Raw genomic sequence first — 15771 nt, 5'->3', positions numbered from 1 at the left:
CGGGCTCGATGACGAGCGGCGATGGGACGATATCGAGGCAGCGCTCGGGGCGATCCCCGACGAGGGCCACGAATGGGATGACGATCCCGGTGAATGGGTCCGCCGCCAACGCTCCGACCGGCGTCGCGTCGGCTGACGTGGGAAGGATACTGCTCGACTCGACCGTCCTTATCGACGCTCTACGTGGCCGTCCGGCGGGCGAGCGCCTACGCGCTCTGCGTCGCCAAGGTGACGAACCCTGGACTTGTGCGATCTCGATCGAGGAGATCTGGCGCGGACTGCTTCCCGGCGAAGAAGCCATAGCACACCGACTGATGCGGGGCTTACGGTGTGCACCGTTGGGTCCGTCGGAAGGAATTCGCGCTGGGCGGTGGCGCCGCCAGTTCGCCGGACGAGGGATCACACTTCACCAGGCCGACTGCCTGATTGCCGCGGCCACCGCTGGCATCGATGCTCGCTTGGCGACGGGCAACCCTGCCGATTTCCCCATGGACGACATCACAGTCGAGCACTGGCCCGTCGGGCGCTGAAGCGTATTCGCTAACGACAGGACTGCGGCACCCGACATATGTGCACTGGCATGAGCCTGCGCTGGCAGACGCAGCGCGCAGGTTGGCCCGCGTCGTCACGAATTCGTAGCAGCCATATCGAAGGGCCCTCGCAGTCACGGCAGGCGGCTTCAGCGGCTACCGATTGTTAGCTGAGTCGAACCGGTGTTCGCCCTACAGCGCCGCATAGTTAGCCGCGACTTGTGACAATCCGTGACAATTTCAATGTCGACGCAGAAAGCCGCGGCTCGACCAAAAATTACCGTCTGAACTCTGGTGGCAGGTACAGGATTCGAACCTGTGTAGGCGTAAGCCGACGGATTTACAGTCCGCTCCCATTGGCCGCTCGGGCAACCTGCCGCCAGACAGGTTACAACGAACGGGTAGACAAGGCACAAACGGCTAGCACCCAGAGGAAGGGACGGATCGGATGGCTGACTCATCGTTCGACATCGTCAGCAAGGTGGATCGGCAGGAGGTCGACAACGCGCTCAACCAGGCCGCAAAGGAGCTGGCCACGCGTTTCGACTTTCGCGGCACCGACACCAAGATCACATGGAAAGGCGACGAGGCCATCGAGCTGACCTCGTCGACGGAGGAGCGCGTCAAGGCCGCCGTCGACGTCTTCAAGGAGAAGCTGATCCGCCGCGACATCTCGATGAAGGCGTTCGACGCCGGCGAGCCGCAACCGTCCGGCAAGACCTACAGGGTCACCGGCACCCTGAAGCAGGGCATCAGCAGCGAGAACGCCAAGAAGATCACCAAGCTGATCCGCGACGAAGGACCCAAGAACGTCAAGACGCAGATCCAGGGCGACGAGGTGCGCGTCACCAGCAAGAGCCGCGACGACCTGCAGGCCGTCATCGCGATGCTCAAGCAGGCCGACCTTGACGTCGCGCTGCAGTTCGTCAACTACCGGTAGCTGGAAGCGAGGTTCTCTGATGACGCTGATTCCGCAGCAGGACGGCCACTTCGACGTCATCATCGTCGGCGCCGGCATCTCCGGCATCGACGCCGCCTACCGGATCGCCGAGCGCAACCCCGGCCTGACCTACACCATCCTGGAGCGGCGCGCGCAGATCGGCGGCACGTGGGACCTGTTCCGCTACCCCGGTGTTCGCTCCGACAGCAGCATCTTCACGCTCTCGTTCCCGTTCGAGCCCTGGACCCGGAAGGAAGGCATAGCCGACGGCGTTCACATCCGTGAGTACCTCACCGCCACGGCCCGCAAGTACGGCATCGACCGCCACATCCGGTTCAACAGCCACGTCCGGACGGCGGATTGGGATTCGTCCACCGACACCTGGACGGTCACCGTCGAAGAGGACGGCGCCGAGAAGCAGTACCGCGGCCGGTTCCTGTTCTTCGGCAGCGGCTACTACAGCTACGACGAGGGCTACACCCCCGACTTCCCCGGCATCGAACGGTTCGAGGGCACCGTCGTGCACCCCCAGCAGTGGCCCGAGGATTTGGACTACACCGGCAAGAGGATCGTCGTGATCGGCAGCGGTGCCACGGCCGTCACGCTTCTGCCGTCGCTGGCCGAGCGCGCCGAAAAGGTGACCATGCTGCAGCGCTCGCCGACGTATCTGATCTCGGCGTCCAAGTACGGCAAGGTCGCCGCCTTTGCCCGAAAACTGTTGCCGCGCAAGGCTGCTCACCTTGCGATCCGGATGTACAGCGCGTTGACCGAGGCGGTGTTCTTCTTCTTTTCCCGCACGGCACCGGGTTTGGTGAGGCGGCTGCTGCGTCAGCTCGCGATCAAGAACCTGCCCGCCGGCTATGACGTCGACGTCCACTTCAAGCCGCGGTACAACCCATGGGACCAGCGGATGTGCCTGATCCCCGACGCCGACCTCTACAACGCCGTCAGTGGCGGTCGCGCCGAGGTGGTGACCGACCACATCGATCGCTTCGACGCCACCGGCATCGTGCTCGAATCCGGCAAGCACCTCGATGCCGACATCATCGTCACCGCGACCGGCCTGCAGCTGCAGGCGCTGGGTGGGGCCGCGATCAGCCTGGACGGCGTCGCGATCGATCACCGCGACCGCTTCGTCTACAAGGCGCACATGCTCGAGGATGTGCCCAACCTGTTCTGGTGTGTGGGGTACACGAACGCGTCCTGGACGTTGCGGGCCGACATCACCGCGCGGGCCACGGCAAAACTGTTGGCACACATGGCGTCCCACGGCTACACGCACGCCTACCCGCACCTGGGCAATGAGCCGATGGACGTCAAGCCCTCGTGGGACATTCAGGCCAACTACGTGAAGCGGTCGGTTGACGCGCTGCCCAAGTCGGGCACCAAGCGGCCGTGGAATGTGCGCCAGAACTATCTCGCCGATGCGATCGACTACCGGTTCGACCGCATCGAGGAGGCGATGGTGTTCGGCCGCGTGGCCGACCGCGCAGCGCTGGCCGGGTAACCGGCGTCAGCTGCTTCGCTTGACCTCCACCGCCGACTCGGCGACGGGGATCCGCGTCCCGCAATTCGGGCAGAACTTTTCGGCGGGATGGTGTTCAGCCCCGCAGCTCGAACAGAAGTGCGGCTCGGCGGGCACCTCTTGGGTGTCTTCGGGCGCGGCCTCCGCAGCGGCCTGCCGGCGCGGGAAGGGCCGGAAGCCCGCCACCCTGGCCGGTGTCAGGAGGGGCCAACGCTTCCTCACGACCAGGAACGTGAAGGCCGCGCCCGCGGCAAGAACGACGGCGACGCCACCCGCGATATACCACACCAGGTTTGCGCCACTGAGCGCCGAGAAATCGCCGTTCTGCTGCCGCAGGTTGGCCGCGCTCGTCCTCAGGTCGACCAGCCCGGGATAATCCGGTGACATCGACAAGGTCTGGTCGAAATCGCCGATCGCTTCGGTGTATTGGCCCGCGTAGTAGTGCTTGAGCCCCTTGCGGTAGTACACGTCGGCGGGTCCCAGCGTCGCCTTGACGCCCTTGCTCGCCAATATCGCGGACAGGCCGTCGGCCGGTGCGACGAAGTTGAAGGGCTGCGGTTCGCCGACGGGGGCGAAGCTGTTCACGCCGATCACCTTGCCGTTGAGCTCGACGGTCGGGCCACCGCTCATGCCCTCGGATACCGCGGCGTCGATCTCATACTCGGCGGCCGAGCCCATCGTCGACTTCTTGCTGACCTTGCCGCTCTTGTTCGTCGGGTCCAGCGTGGGGCCGGTGACGTTCTCGGTGCTCTGCGAGAAGCCCACCGCGAGAACCGATGTGCCGATGCTGACGTCGGCGTCGGTGGCCAGCTCCGACGACGGCAGGTTGTGCTTGTCCACCTTGAGGAGCGCGACGTCGCCCTTGCCGATGGGCCGGAAATCCACGACGTTGGCCGCGGCCTTCCCGGCGACCTTGGTGCCGGTGCCGTATGTCAGCGCGAGGCCGACTTCGGGGCCCTTGTCGGGAGTGTCGCCTTCGACCTTCGCGTTCTTCTGCAGCCACTCCAGCGCCGCGGCCGGGTCGCGCGCTTCCGGCGCGTCGGGAAACTGCGTCATGTATTCCCTGGCGGCTCGTTTGAGGATCAGCAACTTGGCGCTGTCGGGATCGACGCAGTGACCGGCCGTCGCGACCCAGCCCTCGGGATTGATGACGAAGGCGGTGCACGCCCAAGTCGCGATGAACGGCATCGTCGTGCCCGGGCCGAACTGGGACAGGAGCTGGCCGTCGGGCAGCCGGACCGCGCCGTAACTCTGACCGGCCAGGTACATGACGGCCGGCCGTATCATGGCCGCCGCCTTTTCCTCCGGGTTGACCTGTGGGCGACCGCCGTCGGCGACGGCGATGCCTGGGGACCCTAGCGAAACCGCGAGAGCGGCCGCGGCCAGCGACGCCAATACACGGCCCCGGCGAGCGCGTCCGGGCATGAAACCTCCCTCGTGGCAGAACTGCACCTTGACGATCCGGCAGATCGGGCTGTGGAGGTAGGGGCGGAAGTCCCCTGCGCTGAGGCCGTTGGTTGCGTTACCGAGGTGAACTGCTTCTAAATCTCGGATGTCGGCAATACGCTGATCGCCATGGCAGCTGACAAGCGCGAACCCAACGTCGTTGTCTTCGGTGGGGGTTCCTGGGGAACGACCGTCGCGTCCATCTGCGCGCGCCGCGGGCCGACGCTGCAATGGGTGCGTTCCGAGGAGACCGCCAAGGACATCAACGAGGATCACCGCAACAGCCGCTATCTCGGCAACGACGTCATTCTGAGCGACACCCTTCGCGCCACCACCGACTTCGCGGAGGCCGCCAACTGCGCCGACGTCGTGGTCATGGGCGTGCCCTCGCACGGCTTCCGCGGCGTGCTGACCGAGCTGGCCAGGGAGCTGCGACCGTGGGTTCCGGTGGTGTCGCTGGTCAAGGGGCTCGAGCAGGGCACCAACATGCGGATGTCGCAGATCATCGAGGAGGTGCTGCCCGGTCATCCGGCGGGCATCCTGGCCGGCCCGAACATCGCGCGCGAGGTGGGCGAGGGCTACGCCGCCGCGGCGGTGCTGGCCATGCCCGACCAGCACCTGGCCACCCGGCTGTCGGGACTGTTCCGCACCCGGCGCTTCCGCGTGTACACCACCGACGACGTCGTCGGGGTCGAGATGGCCGGCGCGCTGAAGAACGTCTACGCCATTTCCGTCGGGATGGGCTATTCGCTGGGCATCGGGGAAAACACCCGCGCGCTGGTGATCGCGCGCGCGTTGCGGGAGATGACGAAGCTCGGCGTGGCGATGGGCGGTGACCCCGACACCTTCCCCGGGCTGGCTGGCCTGGGTGACCTGATCGTGACCTGCACCAGCCAGCGCAGCCGCAACCGCCACGTCGGCGAACAACTGGGCGCCGGCAAGCCGATCGACGAGATCATCGCCTCGATGAACCAGGTCGCCGAGGGCGTCAAGGCAGCCAGCGTGATCATGGAGTTCGCCGATGAATTTGGCCTGAACATGCCGATTGCGCGCGAGGTCGACGCCGTGATCAACCACGGCTCCACCGTCGAGCAGGCCTACCGTGGCCTGATGGTCGAGGTTCCCGGGCACGAGGTGCACGGCTCGGGCTTCTGAGCCGTCAACCAAACAACTCGTAAAGAAATATTTGCATTCGATATGGGCAAAGCCCGTCGCCTTGACCGGCGCTTTGCCCGCCCCCTACCGTCGGACCAGGTGGCCAGCCGTGGCCTGCCGATTCGCGCAGTCGTAATCCACTGTGCGCCAACAAGCTACGCCGACGTAGCGAAGTCCCCCGCTCACACTTGACGACGGAAGCGACCGATGCAAAACATCGAACGATCACGACGTGACCGGATACGATCGGTTGTCCGGCACGACTTGCCGTCGTCACTCGTGGTTTTCCTGGTCGCACTCCCGTTGTCACTGGGGATCGCGATCGCGTCGAACGCCCCGGTGCTCGCGGGCCTGATCGCCGCGATCGTCGGGGGAATCATCGTCGGAGCCATCGGCGGCTCACCGCTACAGGTCAGCGGCCCGGCCGCCGGGCTGACGGTGGTGGTCGCCGATCTGGTGTCCGATTTCGGTTGGGGCGTAACGTGTTTGATCACCCTCGCCGCGGGTGTCCTGCAGGTTCTGCTGGGGCTGAGCCGCGTCGCGCGGGCGGCGCTGGCGATCTCGCCCGTCGTGGTGCACGCCATGCTGGCCGGCATCGGGATCACGATCGCGTTGCAGCAGGCGCACGTCTTGCTGGGCGGAAAATCCAAAAGCTCGGCCTGGCACAACCTCATTGGCCTGCCGGGTCAGATCATCGACTCGCACCGGCCCGGAGTGCTGCTGGGTGCGCTGGTGATCGTCATCCTGGTCGGCTGGCGCTGGGCTCCGGCCCGGTTGCGCTTCGTCCCGGGCCCACTGGTCGCCATCGTGGCGGTGACGATCATCTCGGTGGTGTTCCCGTTTCACGTGCGACGGATCGACCTCGACGGGTCGCCGCTGGACGCGCTGCAGCTGCCCGACATTCCGCACGGCAACTGGGGCGCGGTGGCGATCGGCGTCATCACGGTCGCGCTGATCGCCAGCGTTGAGAGCCTGCTGTCGGCGGTGTCGGTCGACAGGATGCACAACGGGCCGCGCACCGACTTCAACCGCGAGTTAATCGGGCAGGGCACCGCCAATGTTGTGTCGGGCGCGATCGGCGGGCTGCCGGTCACCGGCGTAATCGTCCGCAGCTCAACCAATGTCAACGCGGGCGCGCGGTCACGCGCCTCGTCGCTTTTGCACGGTGTGTGGATCCTGTTGTTCACGGTTCCCTTCGCGGAGTTGGTCGAAGAGATCCCGACCGCGGCGCTGGCCGGCCTGCTGATCGTCATCGGCATCCAGCTGCTGAAGCCCGCACACATCGAAACGGCAATGAAGCACGGAGATCTCGCGGTCTACGTAGTGACCGCCGTCAGCGTCATCTTCCTCAACCTGCTGCACGGCGTGCTGATCGGACTCGCCCTGGCCATCGCGTTGACCGGATGGCGGGTGATCCGGGCCAGGGTCGAAGCCAAGCCCGTCGGGCGGGAATGGCAGGTGCTGATCGAGGGGCCGGCGTGCACCTTCCTGGCCCTGCCGCGGCTGACGCGCGTGCTGGCGTCGCTTCCCGCCGGCGCTGTTGTCACGGTTGACCTTTCGGTCAACTACCTCGATCACGCGGCGCAGCAGGCGATCAGCGACTGGCAACGCCAGTTCGAGGCCACCGGCGGCGCCGTCCGGATCCGGGGCATGCTCGAGACGGGGCACCTCGCGAGCCGGGGCGCGATTGACGATCGACGTGCGGCTTAATCGAAGCCGGACAGCCCGAAAGTGCTGCTCGGAGCACGCCCGCTGAGCTTTTGGACGATCCACTGGTTCATCGAGACGCCCTGCTCGATGGCCTCCAGCGCCAGCCGGGCATGCAGCTCCGGTGAGGTCCTGACGCTGAACGTCCCGCTATAGCTGCGTTCGGAAAGCGGCGCGGGGATCGGATCCCCGCATGCGCGCAGGGTGTGCAGGTGTTCCACGAGCGCCTCCTGGATGGCGGCGACGGCCTCCGGGGCGGTCGGCGCCTCGCGCCTCAAGTAAGGCAGTTCGACGCACACGCCGACGTACTCGTTGTAATGGGGCGACCATTCCGCGCGGTAGGTGTAGCGGTCCACGCGGGATTTGGTAGCACATGCGCAACCGGATTCGCGAGTCACCCATCCCCAGGGAGAGCGGCGCCTCTCCAGACCATATGACTCCCACCAGATTCGGTAGCACATGCGCTACCAAGTTGGGCAGTCACCACTCTCAGTCGACGTCGATCCTGATGTGCAACCGCTTGCCGCAGACCTGCGCAAGGCGTTCGAGCTCGTCCACGCGCGGCACCTCGGTGCCGCTCTCCCAGGCCGCAACCGCCGCCCGGCTGGTGCCCAGCGCTTCGGCCAGTTGGGCCTGGTTCATCCCCGCACCGACACGGGTCTCGAAGATCAAATCGGGCAGGTCGAGTGACAGTCCGGCTTCGTGAATGTCCATCAAATTTGATGGTACGTACGGTTCCGGCCGGGTGCATGCGGGCGCGGTACCGCGGCCGGATCAGCCCCGCGCCATCTCCTCCAGCCGGCGGATGCGGTCCTCGATCGGCGGGTGCGTCGAGAACAGCGAACCGATCCGCTCGCCCGCGCGGAACGGGTTGGCGATCATCAGGTGCGCCTGGCTGGCCAGCTGCGGCTCCGGGGGCAGCGGCGCGACCTGAACCCCGGCGGAGATCTTGCGCAGCGCCGACGCCAGGGCCAGCGGCTCGCCGGTCAGCACGGCGCCCGACTCGTCCGCCTGGTACTCCCGCGACCGGGACACGGCCAGCCGGACCACCGTCGCGGCGATCGGCCCGAGCATCGAAACCAGCAGCATCGCAAAGGGGTTGCCGCCCTCTCGGTTTCCGCCGCCGAAAAACATCGCCATGTAGGACAGCGCGGTGATCACCGACGCCATGGCCCCGGCGATGCAGGAGATCAGGATGTCGCGGTTGTAGACGTGTGAAAGCTCATGGCCCAGCACGGCGCGCAGCTCGTGCTCGTTGAGGATCCCCAGGATGCCCGTGGTGCAGCACACCGCCGCGTTGCGCGGGTTGCGTCCGGTGGCGAACGCGTTGGGCGCGTTGGTGTCGCTGATGTACAGCCTGGGCATCGGCTGGTGCGCGGCGGTGGCCAGCTCGCGCACGATCCGGTACATCACCGGTGCCTGCAGTTCGGAAACCGGTTGCGCATGCATCGCCCGCAGCGCCAGCTTGTCGCTGTTGAAGTAGGTGTAGGCGTTCATGCCGATGGCGAACAGCACCGCCACCCACATCGCCGTCCGGCCGAACAGCGAGCCGACGAACACGATCAACGCGGACATACCGACCAGCAGGGCGAAGGTCTTCAGCCTGTTGGCATGCGGATGCCAGGTCATCGGTGTCCTTTCCTCTCTTGGATCCTCTCTTGGAGCATCAACTACTGCCCATTGAACGCCTGAAACGGCCGTCGAGGTTCCGGGACGCGCTAACCCTGCCGGCTCACCGTGTAGTCGACCAGCGTCTCCAGCGCGCGCCTGCCCGGGACCTCGGGCAAAAGGTCCAGCTCCTGGCGCGCCCGCGCCGCATACTGCGCCAGGAAGTGCTTCGCCCTGGCCATGCCGGGTGACGCACGCAACAGCGCCAAAGCCTCGTCCACCGCCGCGTCGTCGTCGACCGGCCCGGACAGCAGCTCGCGCAGCCGCACGGCCTCGGGGCCCGGCTCGCGCAGCGCGTAGACCATCGGCAGGGTGTGCACCCCTTCGCGGATGTCGGTCCCGGGCAGCTTGCCGGACTCGCGCGAGTCGCTGTCGATGTCGATGATGTCGTCCGAGATCTGGAACGCGGTGCCCACGATGCCGCCCAGGCGGCTCAGCCGCTCCACCTGATCGCCGTCGGTGCCCGAGAACATCGCGCCGAACCGGCCCGCCGCGGAGATCAGGCACGCCGTCTTCTCGTACACCACCTTCAGGTAGTGCTCGACCGGATCCGCCCCCTCGGCGGCACCCCGGCCCTCGCGCATCTGCCCGGTCACCAGTTGCGCGAACGTCTCGGCGATGAGCCGCACCGCCTCGGGTCCCAGCCGCGACACCAGCCGCGACGCCGTCGCGAACAGATAGTCCCCGGCCAGGATCGCGACGTTGTTGCCCCAGCGCACGTTGGCGGTGGGCGTGCCGCGGCGGACCTCGGCCTCGTCCATCACGTCATCGTGATAAAGCGTGGCCAGGTGGACCAGTTCGATGACCGCGCCGGCGATCGTCACCTCCCCCGCGTCCGGGTTCGGCCCGATCTGCGCGGACAACACGGTGAACAGCGGCCGGAACCGCTTGCCGCCGGCCTCGAATAGGTACATCAGCGAGTCGGTCATCACCGCGTCCGCGCCGCGCAGCTCGGTGTCCATGAGCTGCTCGATCCGGCCCACACCGTCCCGCACGGTCGCGGCGAATTCGGCATCCCCGAAGTCAATGCCCGCCACCACCGTCTCCGGAGTCCTCACCCGACCAAACATACTGGTGGGCATGGAGACGAGAGCTATCGGAGCCGACCTGGTGGTCGTGGGCGCGGGACCGGCCGGTTCGGCGGCGGCCGCCTGGGCCGCCCGCGCCGGCTGCGACGTCCTGGTCATCGACTCCGCCGGCTTCCCCCGCGACAAGCCGTGCGGGGACGGGCTGACCCCGCGCGCCGTCGCCGAGCTCGAACGGCTCGGGCTCGGCGACTGGCTCGACACGCGCATCCGGCACCGCGGACTGCGGATGAGCGGGTTCGGCGGCGAGGTGGAAATCGACTGGCCGGGCCCGTCGTTCCCGTCGACCAGCAGCGCGGTGGCCCGCCTCGAACTCGACGACCGGATCCGCAAATGCGCCGAGGATTCCGGGGCCCGGATGTTGCTCGGGACCAAAGTGGTTGCCGCGCATCATGACTCGTCGCGACGCGTGATATCGCTGACGTTGGCCGACGGCACCGAGGCGGGGTGTGGCCGGTTGATCGTCGCCGACGGGGCCCGCTCGTCGCTGGGCCGCAAGCTCGGCCGGCGCTGGCATCAGGAGACGGTGTACGGCGTGGCCGCGCGGGGCTACCTGACCACCCCCCGCGCCGATGACCCCTGGCTGACCTCGCATCTGGAACTGCGCTCCCCCGACGGCGCCGTGTTGCCCGGCTACGGCTGGATCTTCCCGCTGGGCAACGGCGAGGTGAATATCGGCGTCGGAGCCCTGTCGACGTCGAGACGGCCGGCGGAGCTGGCGCTGCGACCCCTGATCTCCTACTACACCGACCTGCGCCGCGACGAGTGGGGCTTCACCGGCGACCCGCGGGCCGTGTCGTCGGCGCTGCTGCCGATGGGTGGCGCGGTCTCCGGGGTCGCCGGGCCCAACTGGGTGCTGATCGGCGACGCCGCGGCCTGCGTCAACCCGCTCAACGGCGAAGGCATCGACTACGGCCTGGAGACCGGGCGGCTGGCCGCCGAGCTGCTGGACTGCCGCGACTTGTCGTGCGTGTGGCCGTCGCTGCTGCAGCAACACTACGGCCGTGGATTCTCGGTCGCCCGCAGGCTCGCCTTGCTGCTGACCTTCCAGCGGTTCCTGCCCGCGACGGGCCCCGTCGCGATGCGCTCGACGCGGCTGATGACCATCGCCGTGCGGGTGATGGCCAACCTGGTCACCGACGAGGACGCCGACTGGGTTGCGCGGGCCTGGCGGGGCGGCGGGCGCCTGTCGCGGCTGGTCGATCGCCGAACACCGTTCAGCTGAGCCAACTTTGGCTAGCGCGACGATGCGCGAGTGCCACCCGGCTCGAGGTATCAACCCCGTTGACATATATCAGCAGGGTTGATATATCTGGAGCATGACTCAACCACTGGATTTCGAATTCGAGACCGCCTACCGCGGTGAATCCGCGCACTTTGGTGAGGGCACCCGCCCGCCCTGGAGCATCGGCGCCCCGCAGCCCGAGCTGGCCGCCCTGATCGAGCAGGGCAAGTTCCACGGCGACGTCCTCGACGTGGGCTGCGGGGAAGCGGCCATCTCGCTGACCCTGGCCGCCCGCGGGCACACGACGGTGGGGCTGGACCTCTCACCCACCGCGATCGCCCTGGCCCGGCGCGAGGCCGAGAAGAGGGGTCTGATTACCGCCACCTTCGAGGTGGCCGACATCAGCTCGTTCACCGGCTATGACGGCCGGTTCGGCACCATCGTCGACTCGACCCTGTTCCACTCGATCCCGGTCGAGGCCCGCGAGGGCTACCAGCAATCGATCAAGCGGGCCGCCGCACCCGGCGCCTCGTACTTCGCGTTGGTCTTCGACAAGGCCGCGGTGTCCGAGGGCCCGATCAACGCGGTCACCGCCGACGAACTGCGCGCGGTGGTGTCCGGGCACTGGGTCGTCGACGAAATCCGGCCGGCCCGCATCTACGCCAAGCTGCCCGACGGGCCGTTCGACGCGCCGTTCGGCGACGTCCGCGACGAGCCCGACGGCCTCAAGTCGGTCGGCGCCTGGCTGCTATCCGCGCACCTGGACTGAGGCGTATAGTCCGGCTAATGAAGGGCACGAGACTGGCTTCTCTGATCGCCATGGCGGGCGCCGCTGTCGCAGTGGCGGCGCCCGCGCAGGCCGACGATTACGACTACACGTTCAAGCAGACCGTCAACCACTTCGGCGTGTTCGGCCCGCAGGACCAGCTCGCGTGGCTGGCCAAGATCTCGTGTGACCGGATCGGCAAAGGCGTGGACGGCGACCCGTACAAGTCGGCGACGTTCATCCAGCGCAACCTGCCGCTGGGCACCACCGAGGGCCAGGCGTTCCAGTTCCTGGGCGCCGCGATCGACCACTACTGCCCCGACCAGGTCGGCTTCATCCAGCGGGCCGGCCGCTAGGTCTGCATCAGGCCTTGGGCTTGTAGCCGGCGTGCAGCGCCACGATCCCGCCGGTCAGGTTGCGCCAGCGCACCGCCGACCAGCCGGCCGCTGAAATCCGGTGCGCCAGCGTGGGCTGGTCGGGCCAGGCCCTGATCGACTCGGCGAGGTAGACGTAGGCGTCGGGGTTGCTCGACACCGCCCGCGCCACCCGCGGCAGGGCCCGCATCAGGTATTCCTTGTAGACGGTCGCGAACAGCGCGTTGGTGGGTGTAGAGAATTCGCACACCACCAGCCGGCCGCCCGGCCGGGTGACGCGGAACATCTCGCGCAGCGCCGCCTGCTGGTCGGCCACGTTGCGCAACCCGAAACTGATGGTGACCGCATCGAACACCCGGTCGCCGAAGGGCAGCTTGGTGGCGTCGCCGGCGACCTTCGGCACGTCGCGGCCGGCGCCCGCCGCAAGCATCCCGACCGAGAAATCGGCGGCCACACACCACGCCCCGGACTTGCGCAGCTCGACGGTCGACACCGCGGTGCCCGCGGCCAAGTCCAGCACCCTCTGACCCGGCCCGGTGGCCAGCGCCGAGCGGGTCGCCCGCCGCCAGTACCGGTCCTGCCCCAGCGACAGCACGGTGTTGGTCACGTCATACCGGCGGGCGACACCGTCGAACATCGACGCAACGTCCCGGGGATTCTTGTCCAAAGCCGCGCGACTCACGACGTCGACGCTACCGCCCGCCCGGCGACGATGCGGCCCGCGCAGCGGGGTGCGGAGAAGGCGCGGGAATGCGGTGGCCCTATCGGCGTTGCAACACTGCGTGACTGAAAAGGTTTGGTTTATCACCGGCACATCAAGGGGCTTCGGACGGGAATGGGCGATAGCCGCGCTGGAGCGCGGCGACAAGGTCGCCGCCACGGCACGCAACACGGCATCGCTGGACGACCTGGCCGAGAAATACGGCGACGCGCTGCTGCCGATTCGGTTGGACGTCACCGACCGCGCGGCCGATTTCGCAGCGGTCAAGCAGGCGCACGACCATTTCGGCCGCCTGGACATCGTGGTGAACAACGCCGGATACGGGCACTTCGGGTTCGTCGAGGAGCTCTCCGAGCAAGACGCGCGCGATCAGATCGAGACCAATGTGTTTGGCGCGCTGTGGGTTACGCAAGCCGCGTTGCCGTACCTGCGCGAGCAGCGCAGCGGCCACATCATTCAGGTGTCCTCGATCGGCGGCATCACCGCATTTCCGTTGGTCGGCATCTACCACGCGTCGAAGTGGGCGCTGGAGGGCTTCTCGCAGACGCTGGCCCAGGAGGTCGCGTCTTTCGGTGTGCACGTCACGCTGATCGAACCGGGCGGCTTCGACACCGACTGGAGCGGCGCGTCGGCCAAGCACTCCGATCCCCTGCCCGCATACGACGAGGTGCGCGCCGCGGTTCAGGCCGAACGCAGTAAGCGATGGGCCAGCCCGGGCGACCCGTCAGCGTCGGCGGCCGCGCTGCTGAAGGTGGTAGACGCGCAGGAGCCCCCGCTGCGGGTGTTCTTCGGCGCCTCCCCGCTGCAAACGGCCAGGGCCGACTACGAGAGCCGGTTACGCAACTGGGAGGAATGGCAGCCCGTCGCGGAGCTGGCGCAGGGGTGACCGCCCGGCGTCACTCGCCCTGGGCGTATCGCTTGGCGAACATTCGCCGCCGGGAAAAGGGCGGCAGCACCGCCTCGTAGTGACCGAGCAGCTCGTCGCAGATGACCGGCCAGCTGCGGCCGAGCACGCTGCGCCGGGCGGCCGGCGCGTAGCGGTGCCGCTCCGCGAGCAGGTGCGCGACCGCCTCCGGGAGCCGCGCCTCGAACTCGTTGACTTCCAAGAGCAGTCCGGTGCGGTACGGGGCCACCAGGTCTCGTGGGCCGCCGGCGTCGGGGGCGATCACCGGCAGCCCCGACGCCAGCGCTTCCTGCACGACTTGGCAAAACGTCTCGTGCTCACCGGGATGCACGAAGACGTCCATGCTGGCATACGCGGCGGCGAGCTCCTCGCCGTACAGCGCACCGGTGAAAACCGCTGCGGGCATGGCCGACTGGAGCTTCCGCTGATCGACGCCGTCGCCGACGATGACGAGCTGCACGGAATCGTTGGCGTGCAGCCCGATCAGCCGTTCGACGTGTTTCTCCGGCGCGAGCCGGCCCACGAACCCGACGATCGGCTTGCCGTCCGGCGACCACCGCCGCCTGAGCTCATCACTGCGGGCCGACGGCGCGAACCGCAGCACGTCTACCCCGCGCGCCCACCGGTGTACGCGCGGGAATCGTTGGTTGACAAGCGATTCCATTGTCACGCTGGAGGGCGCCAGGGTCCGGTCGGCCAGGGTGTGCAGGTGGCGGAACCACGCCCACGCCGCGCGCGTCGTCATCGGAATGCCGTAGCTGGCCGCGAAACCGGGGACGTCGGTTTGATACACCGCAACCGTCGGCACCCCGAGCCAGCGGGCGGCTTTCACGCCGCCGTATCCGAGCAACGCCGGCGACGCCAGGTGCACGACGTCGGGGTCGAATCCGCGTAGCACGCTGACCATCCGGGGCATGGGGAGCCCGAGCGGCAGCGTGGTCACCTTGGGGAACATCCGCGACGGCACCCGGTGCACCCGGATGCCGTCGTGAATCCGATCCGCGCGCGGCTGGCCCGGCGGGTTGTCGGGGGCGATGACGAGGGCTTCGTGGCCGGTGCGCCGCAGATGCTCGAGGACGCGCAGCACCGAGTTGCTGACACCGTTGACATTGGGGAGGAAGGATTCGGCGACGATGGCAACGCGCACAACACCACCATGTCAGCGTCGGCTGTCGGAAAGGTTGCCTACGGGCATACGTCATGCGAAATCTGCTGGTCGGACGCCTTGGCGCGGCGATCGAGCCACCTGTCCAGCAGCGCCAGGCCGATCAGGGCCGCCGCCGCGACCAGCCAGGCCACCACCGCGATGGAACCCGCCGGAATGATCGCCAGTCCGGCGTTGCGATGCTGCACCCGAACCAGGTTCGGGTCGTTCTTGTTGTATTCCACGTAGATCCGCATGCCCGTCGCCAGCTCGGACGGATACAGCACGCCGAGCTCGGGCCGGTAGGTGACGCGCTCGGGTGTGACGAATTCGATGGTGGAGCGCCGCGGCCCGGCGCTGAGCACCTCGGCCTGCGCCACGCCCATGTGGTGCCGGATCGCGAGGTCGTCGCGCCAGGCGCCGGCCACCAGCAGCACCGACTGCAGAGTGACGAGGCCGGCCAGGATCAACACGGCAATCCGCAACCACCGCAACGCAATCCTGGCCCGAGTCGTCGGCGGCTCGTCGCTGCGGCCATGAAGCAGGATGCGCAACAACGTTTTTGGCGATGTCACGGTGTT

The 15771-nt window shown here is 67.7% G+C and carries 17 protein-coding genes and 1 tRNA gene; 9 read left to right on the top strand and 9 right to left on the bottom strand.

What is annotated here, in order from left to right; translation table 11 throughout:
• The first annotated feature begins 8 nt into the window (after positions 1-8).
• Positions 9-530, top strand: coding sequence for a PIN domain-containing protein (locus VMD50_RS29935; protein ID WP_414686179.1), 522 nt, complete (start codon positions 9-11; stop codon positions 528-530).
• Between the two features lie 292 nt (positions 531-822).
• Here the strand turns inward: VMD50_RS29935 and VMD50_RS26020 are convergent.
• Positions 823-908 (bottom strand) — tRNA-Tyr (locus VMD50_RS26020).
• Positions 909-978: 70 nt separating this feature from the next.
• Between VMD50_RS26020 and VMD50_RS26015 the strand changes: the two genes are divergently transcribed.
• Entirely contained in the window at positions 979-1470 is a 492-nt protein-coding gene (locus VMD50_RS26015; RefSeq protein ID WP_325432170.1) for a YajQ family cyclic di-GMP-binding protein, read from the top strand.
• Positions 1471-1489: 19 nt separating this feature from the next.
• Complete coding sequence (locus VMD50_RS26010) at positions 1490-2977, top strand: flavin-containing monooxygenase (RefSeq protein WP_325432168.1); 1488 nt, start codon at positions 1490-1492, stop codon at positions 2975-2977.
• A 6-nt stretch (positions 2978-2983) separates the two neighbouring features.
• On the opposite strand, the gene VMD50_RS26005 is transcribed toward VMD50_RS26010, so the two are convergent.
• Positions 2984-4420, bottom strand: coding sequence for a trypsin-like peptidase domain-containing protein (locus tag VMD50_RS26005; protein ID WP_325432166.1), 1437 nt, complete (start codon positions 4418-4420; stop codon positions 2984-2986).
• A gap of 150 nt (positions 4421-4570) precedes the next feature.
• On the opposite strand from VMD50_RS26005, the gene VMD50_RS26000 reads away from it, so the two are divergent.
• Positions 4571-5596, top strand: coding sequence for an NAD(P)H-dependent glycerol-3-phosphate dehydrogenase (locus VMD50_RS26000; RefSeq protein ID WP_325432164.1), 1026 nt, complete (start codon positions 4571-4573; stop codon positions 5594-5596).
• A 207-nt stretch (positions 5597-5803) separates the two neighbouring features.
• Positions 5804-7306 (top strand): SulP family inorganic anion transporter, encoded by a 1503-nt coding sequence (locus VMD50_RS25995; protein WP_325432162.1) that lies wholly within the window; start codon positions 5804-5806, stop codon positions 7304-7306.
• Here the strand turns inward: VMD50_RS25995 and VMD50_RS25990 are convergent.
• The 4 genes from VMD50_RS25990 to grcC1 all read right to left on the bottom strand — a co-directional run bounded on the left by VMD50_RS25990 (position 7303) and on the right by grcC1 (position 10029).
• The gene (locus tag VMD50_RS25990; RefSeq protein ID WP_325432160.1) at positions 7303-7659 is read right to left on the bottom strand and encodes a type II toxin-antitoxin system HicB family antitoxin; all 357 of its coding nucleotides are present in this window, start codon (positions 7657-7659) and stop codon (positions 7303-7305) included. The two genes, VMD50_RS25995 and VMD50_RS25990, sit on opposite strands and share 4 nt — an antisense overlap.
• Before the next feature lie 133 nt (positions 7660-7792).
• The gene (locus VMD50_RS25985; protein ID WP_325432158.1) at positions 7793-8017 is read right to left on the bottom strand and encodes a helix-turn-helix transcriptional regulator; all 225 of its coding nucleotides are present in this window, start codon (positions 8015-8017) and stop codon (positions 7793-7795) included.
• 60 nt (positions 8018-8077) lie between these two features.
• On the bottom strand, positions 8078-8932 hold the full coding sequence (gene htpX / locus VMD50_RS25980) for a zinc metalloprotease HtpX (protein WP_325432156.1): 855 nt from the start codon (positions 8930-8932) through the stop codon (positions 8078-8080).
• An 89-nt stretch (positions 8933-9021) separates the two neighbouring features.
• Positions 9022-10029: a nonaprenyl/(2E,6E)-farnesyl/geranylgeranyl diphosphat synthase gene (gene grcC1 / locus VMD50_RS25975; RefSeq protein WP_325432154.1), complete on the bottom strand. Its 1008-nt coding sequence runs from the start codon at positions 10027-10029 to the stop codon at positions 9022-9024.
• A 22-nt stretch (positions 10030-10051) separates the two neighbouring features.
• Between grcC1 and menJ the strand changes: the two genes are divergently transcribed.
• The 3 genes from menJ to VMD50_RS25960 all read left to right on the top strand — a co-directional run bounded on the left by menJ (position 10052) and on the right by VMD50_RS25960 (position 12403).
• Entirely contained in the window at positions 10052-11281 is a 1230-nt protein-coding gene (menJ, locus tag VMD50_RS25970) for a menaquinone reductase (protein WP_325432153.1), read from the top strand.
• A gap of 94 nt (positions 11282-11375) precedes the next feature.
• Positions 11376-12050 (top strand): class I SAM-dependent methyltransferase, encoded by a 675-nt coding sequence (locus VMD50_RS25965; protein ID WP_325432150.1) that lies wholly within the window; start codon positions 11376-11378, stop codon positions 12048-12050.
• A gap of 17 nt (positions 12051-12067) precedes the next feature.
• A complete protein-coding gene (locus VMD50_RS25960; RefSeq protein WP_325432148.1) occupies positions 12068-12403 on the top strand; it encodes a DUF732 domain-containing protein in 336 nt (111 codons plus the stop codon).
• A 7-nt stretch (positions 12404-12410) separates the two neighbouring features.
• Here VMD50_RS25960 and VMD50_RS25955 read toward each other — a convergent pair whose 3' ends face one another.
• Entirely contained in the window at positions 12411-13103 is a 693-nt protein-coding gene (locus VMD50_RS25955; protein ID WP_325432146.1) for a demethylmenaquinone methyltransferase, read from the bottom strand.
• 100 nt (positions 13104-13203) lie between these two features.
• On the opposite strand from VMD50_RS25955, the gene VMD50_RS25950 reads away from it, so the two are divergent.
• Positions 13204-14028 (top strand): SDR family oxidoreductase, encoded by an 825-nt coding sequence (locus VMD50_RS25950; protein ID WP_325432144.1) that lies wholly within the window; start codon positions 13204-13206, stop codon positions 14026-14028.
• Positions 14029-14038: 10 nt separating this feature from the next.
• On the opposite strand, the gene VMD50_RS25945 is transcribed toward VMD50_RS25950, so the two are convergent.
• Together VMD50_RS25945 and VMD50_RS25940 are read right to left on the bottom strand one after the other, a co-directional pair.
• Positions 14039-15193 carry a glycosyltransferase family 4 protein gene (locus tag VMD50_RS25945; protein WP_325432142.1) on the bottom strand — a complete coding sequence of 385 codons (1155 nt, stop codon included), beginning with the start codon at positions 15191-15193 and terminating at the stop codon, positions 14039-14041.
• 38 nt (positions 15194-15231) lie between these two features.
• Positions 15232-15765 carry a DUF3592 domain-containing protein gene (locus tag VMD50_RS25940; protein ID WP_325432141.1) on the bottom strand — a complete coding sequence of 178 codons (534 nt, stop codon included), beginning with the start codon at positions 15763-15765 and terminating at the stop codon, positions 15232-15234.
• Positions 15766-15771 lie beyond the last annotated feature (6 nt).

The organism is Mycobacterium sp. (genome assembly GCF_035506235.1).
Classification (GTDB): Bacteria; Actinomycetota; Actinomycetes; order Mycobacteriales; family Mycobacteriaceae; genus Mycobacterium.
This window is presented reverse-complemented; position numbering and strand designations above follow the sequence as displayed.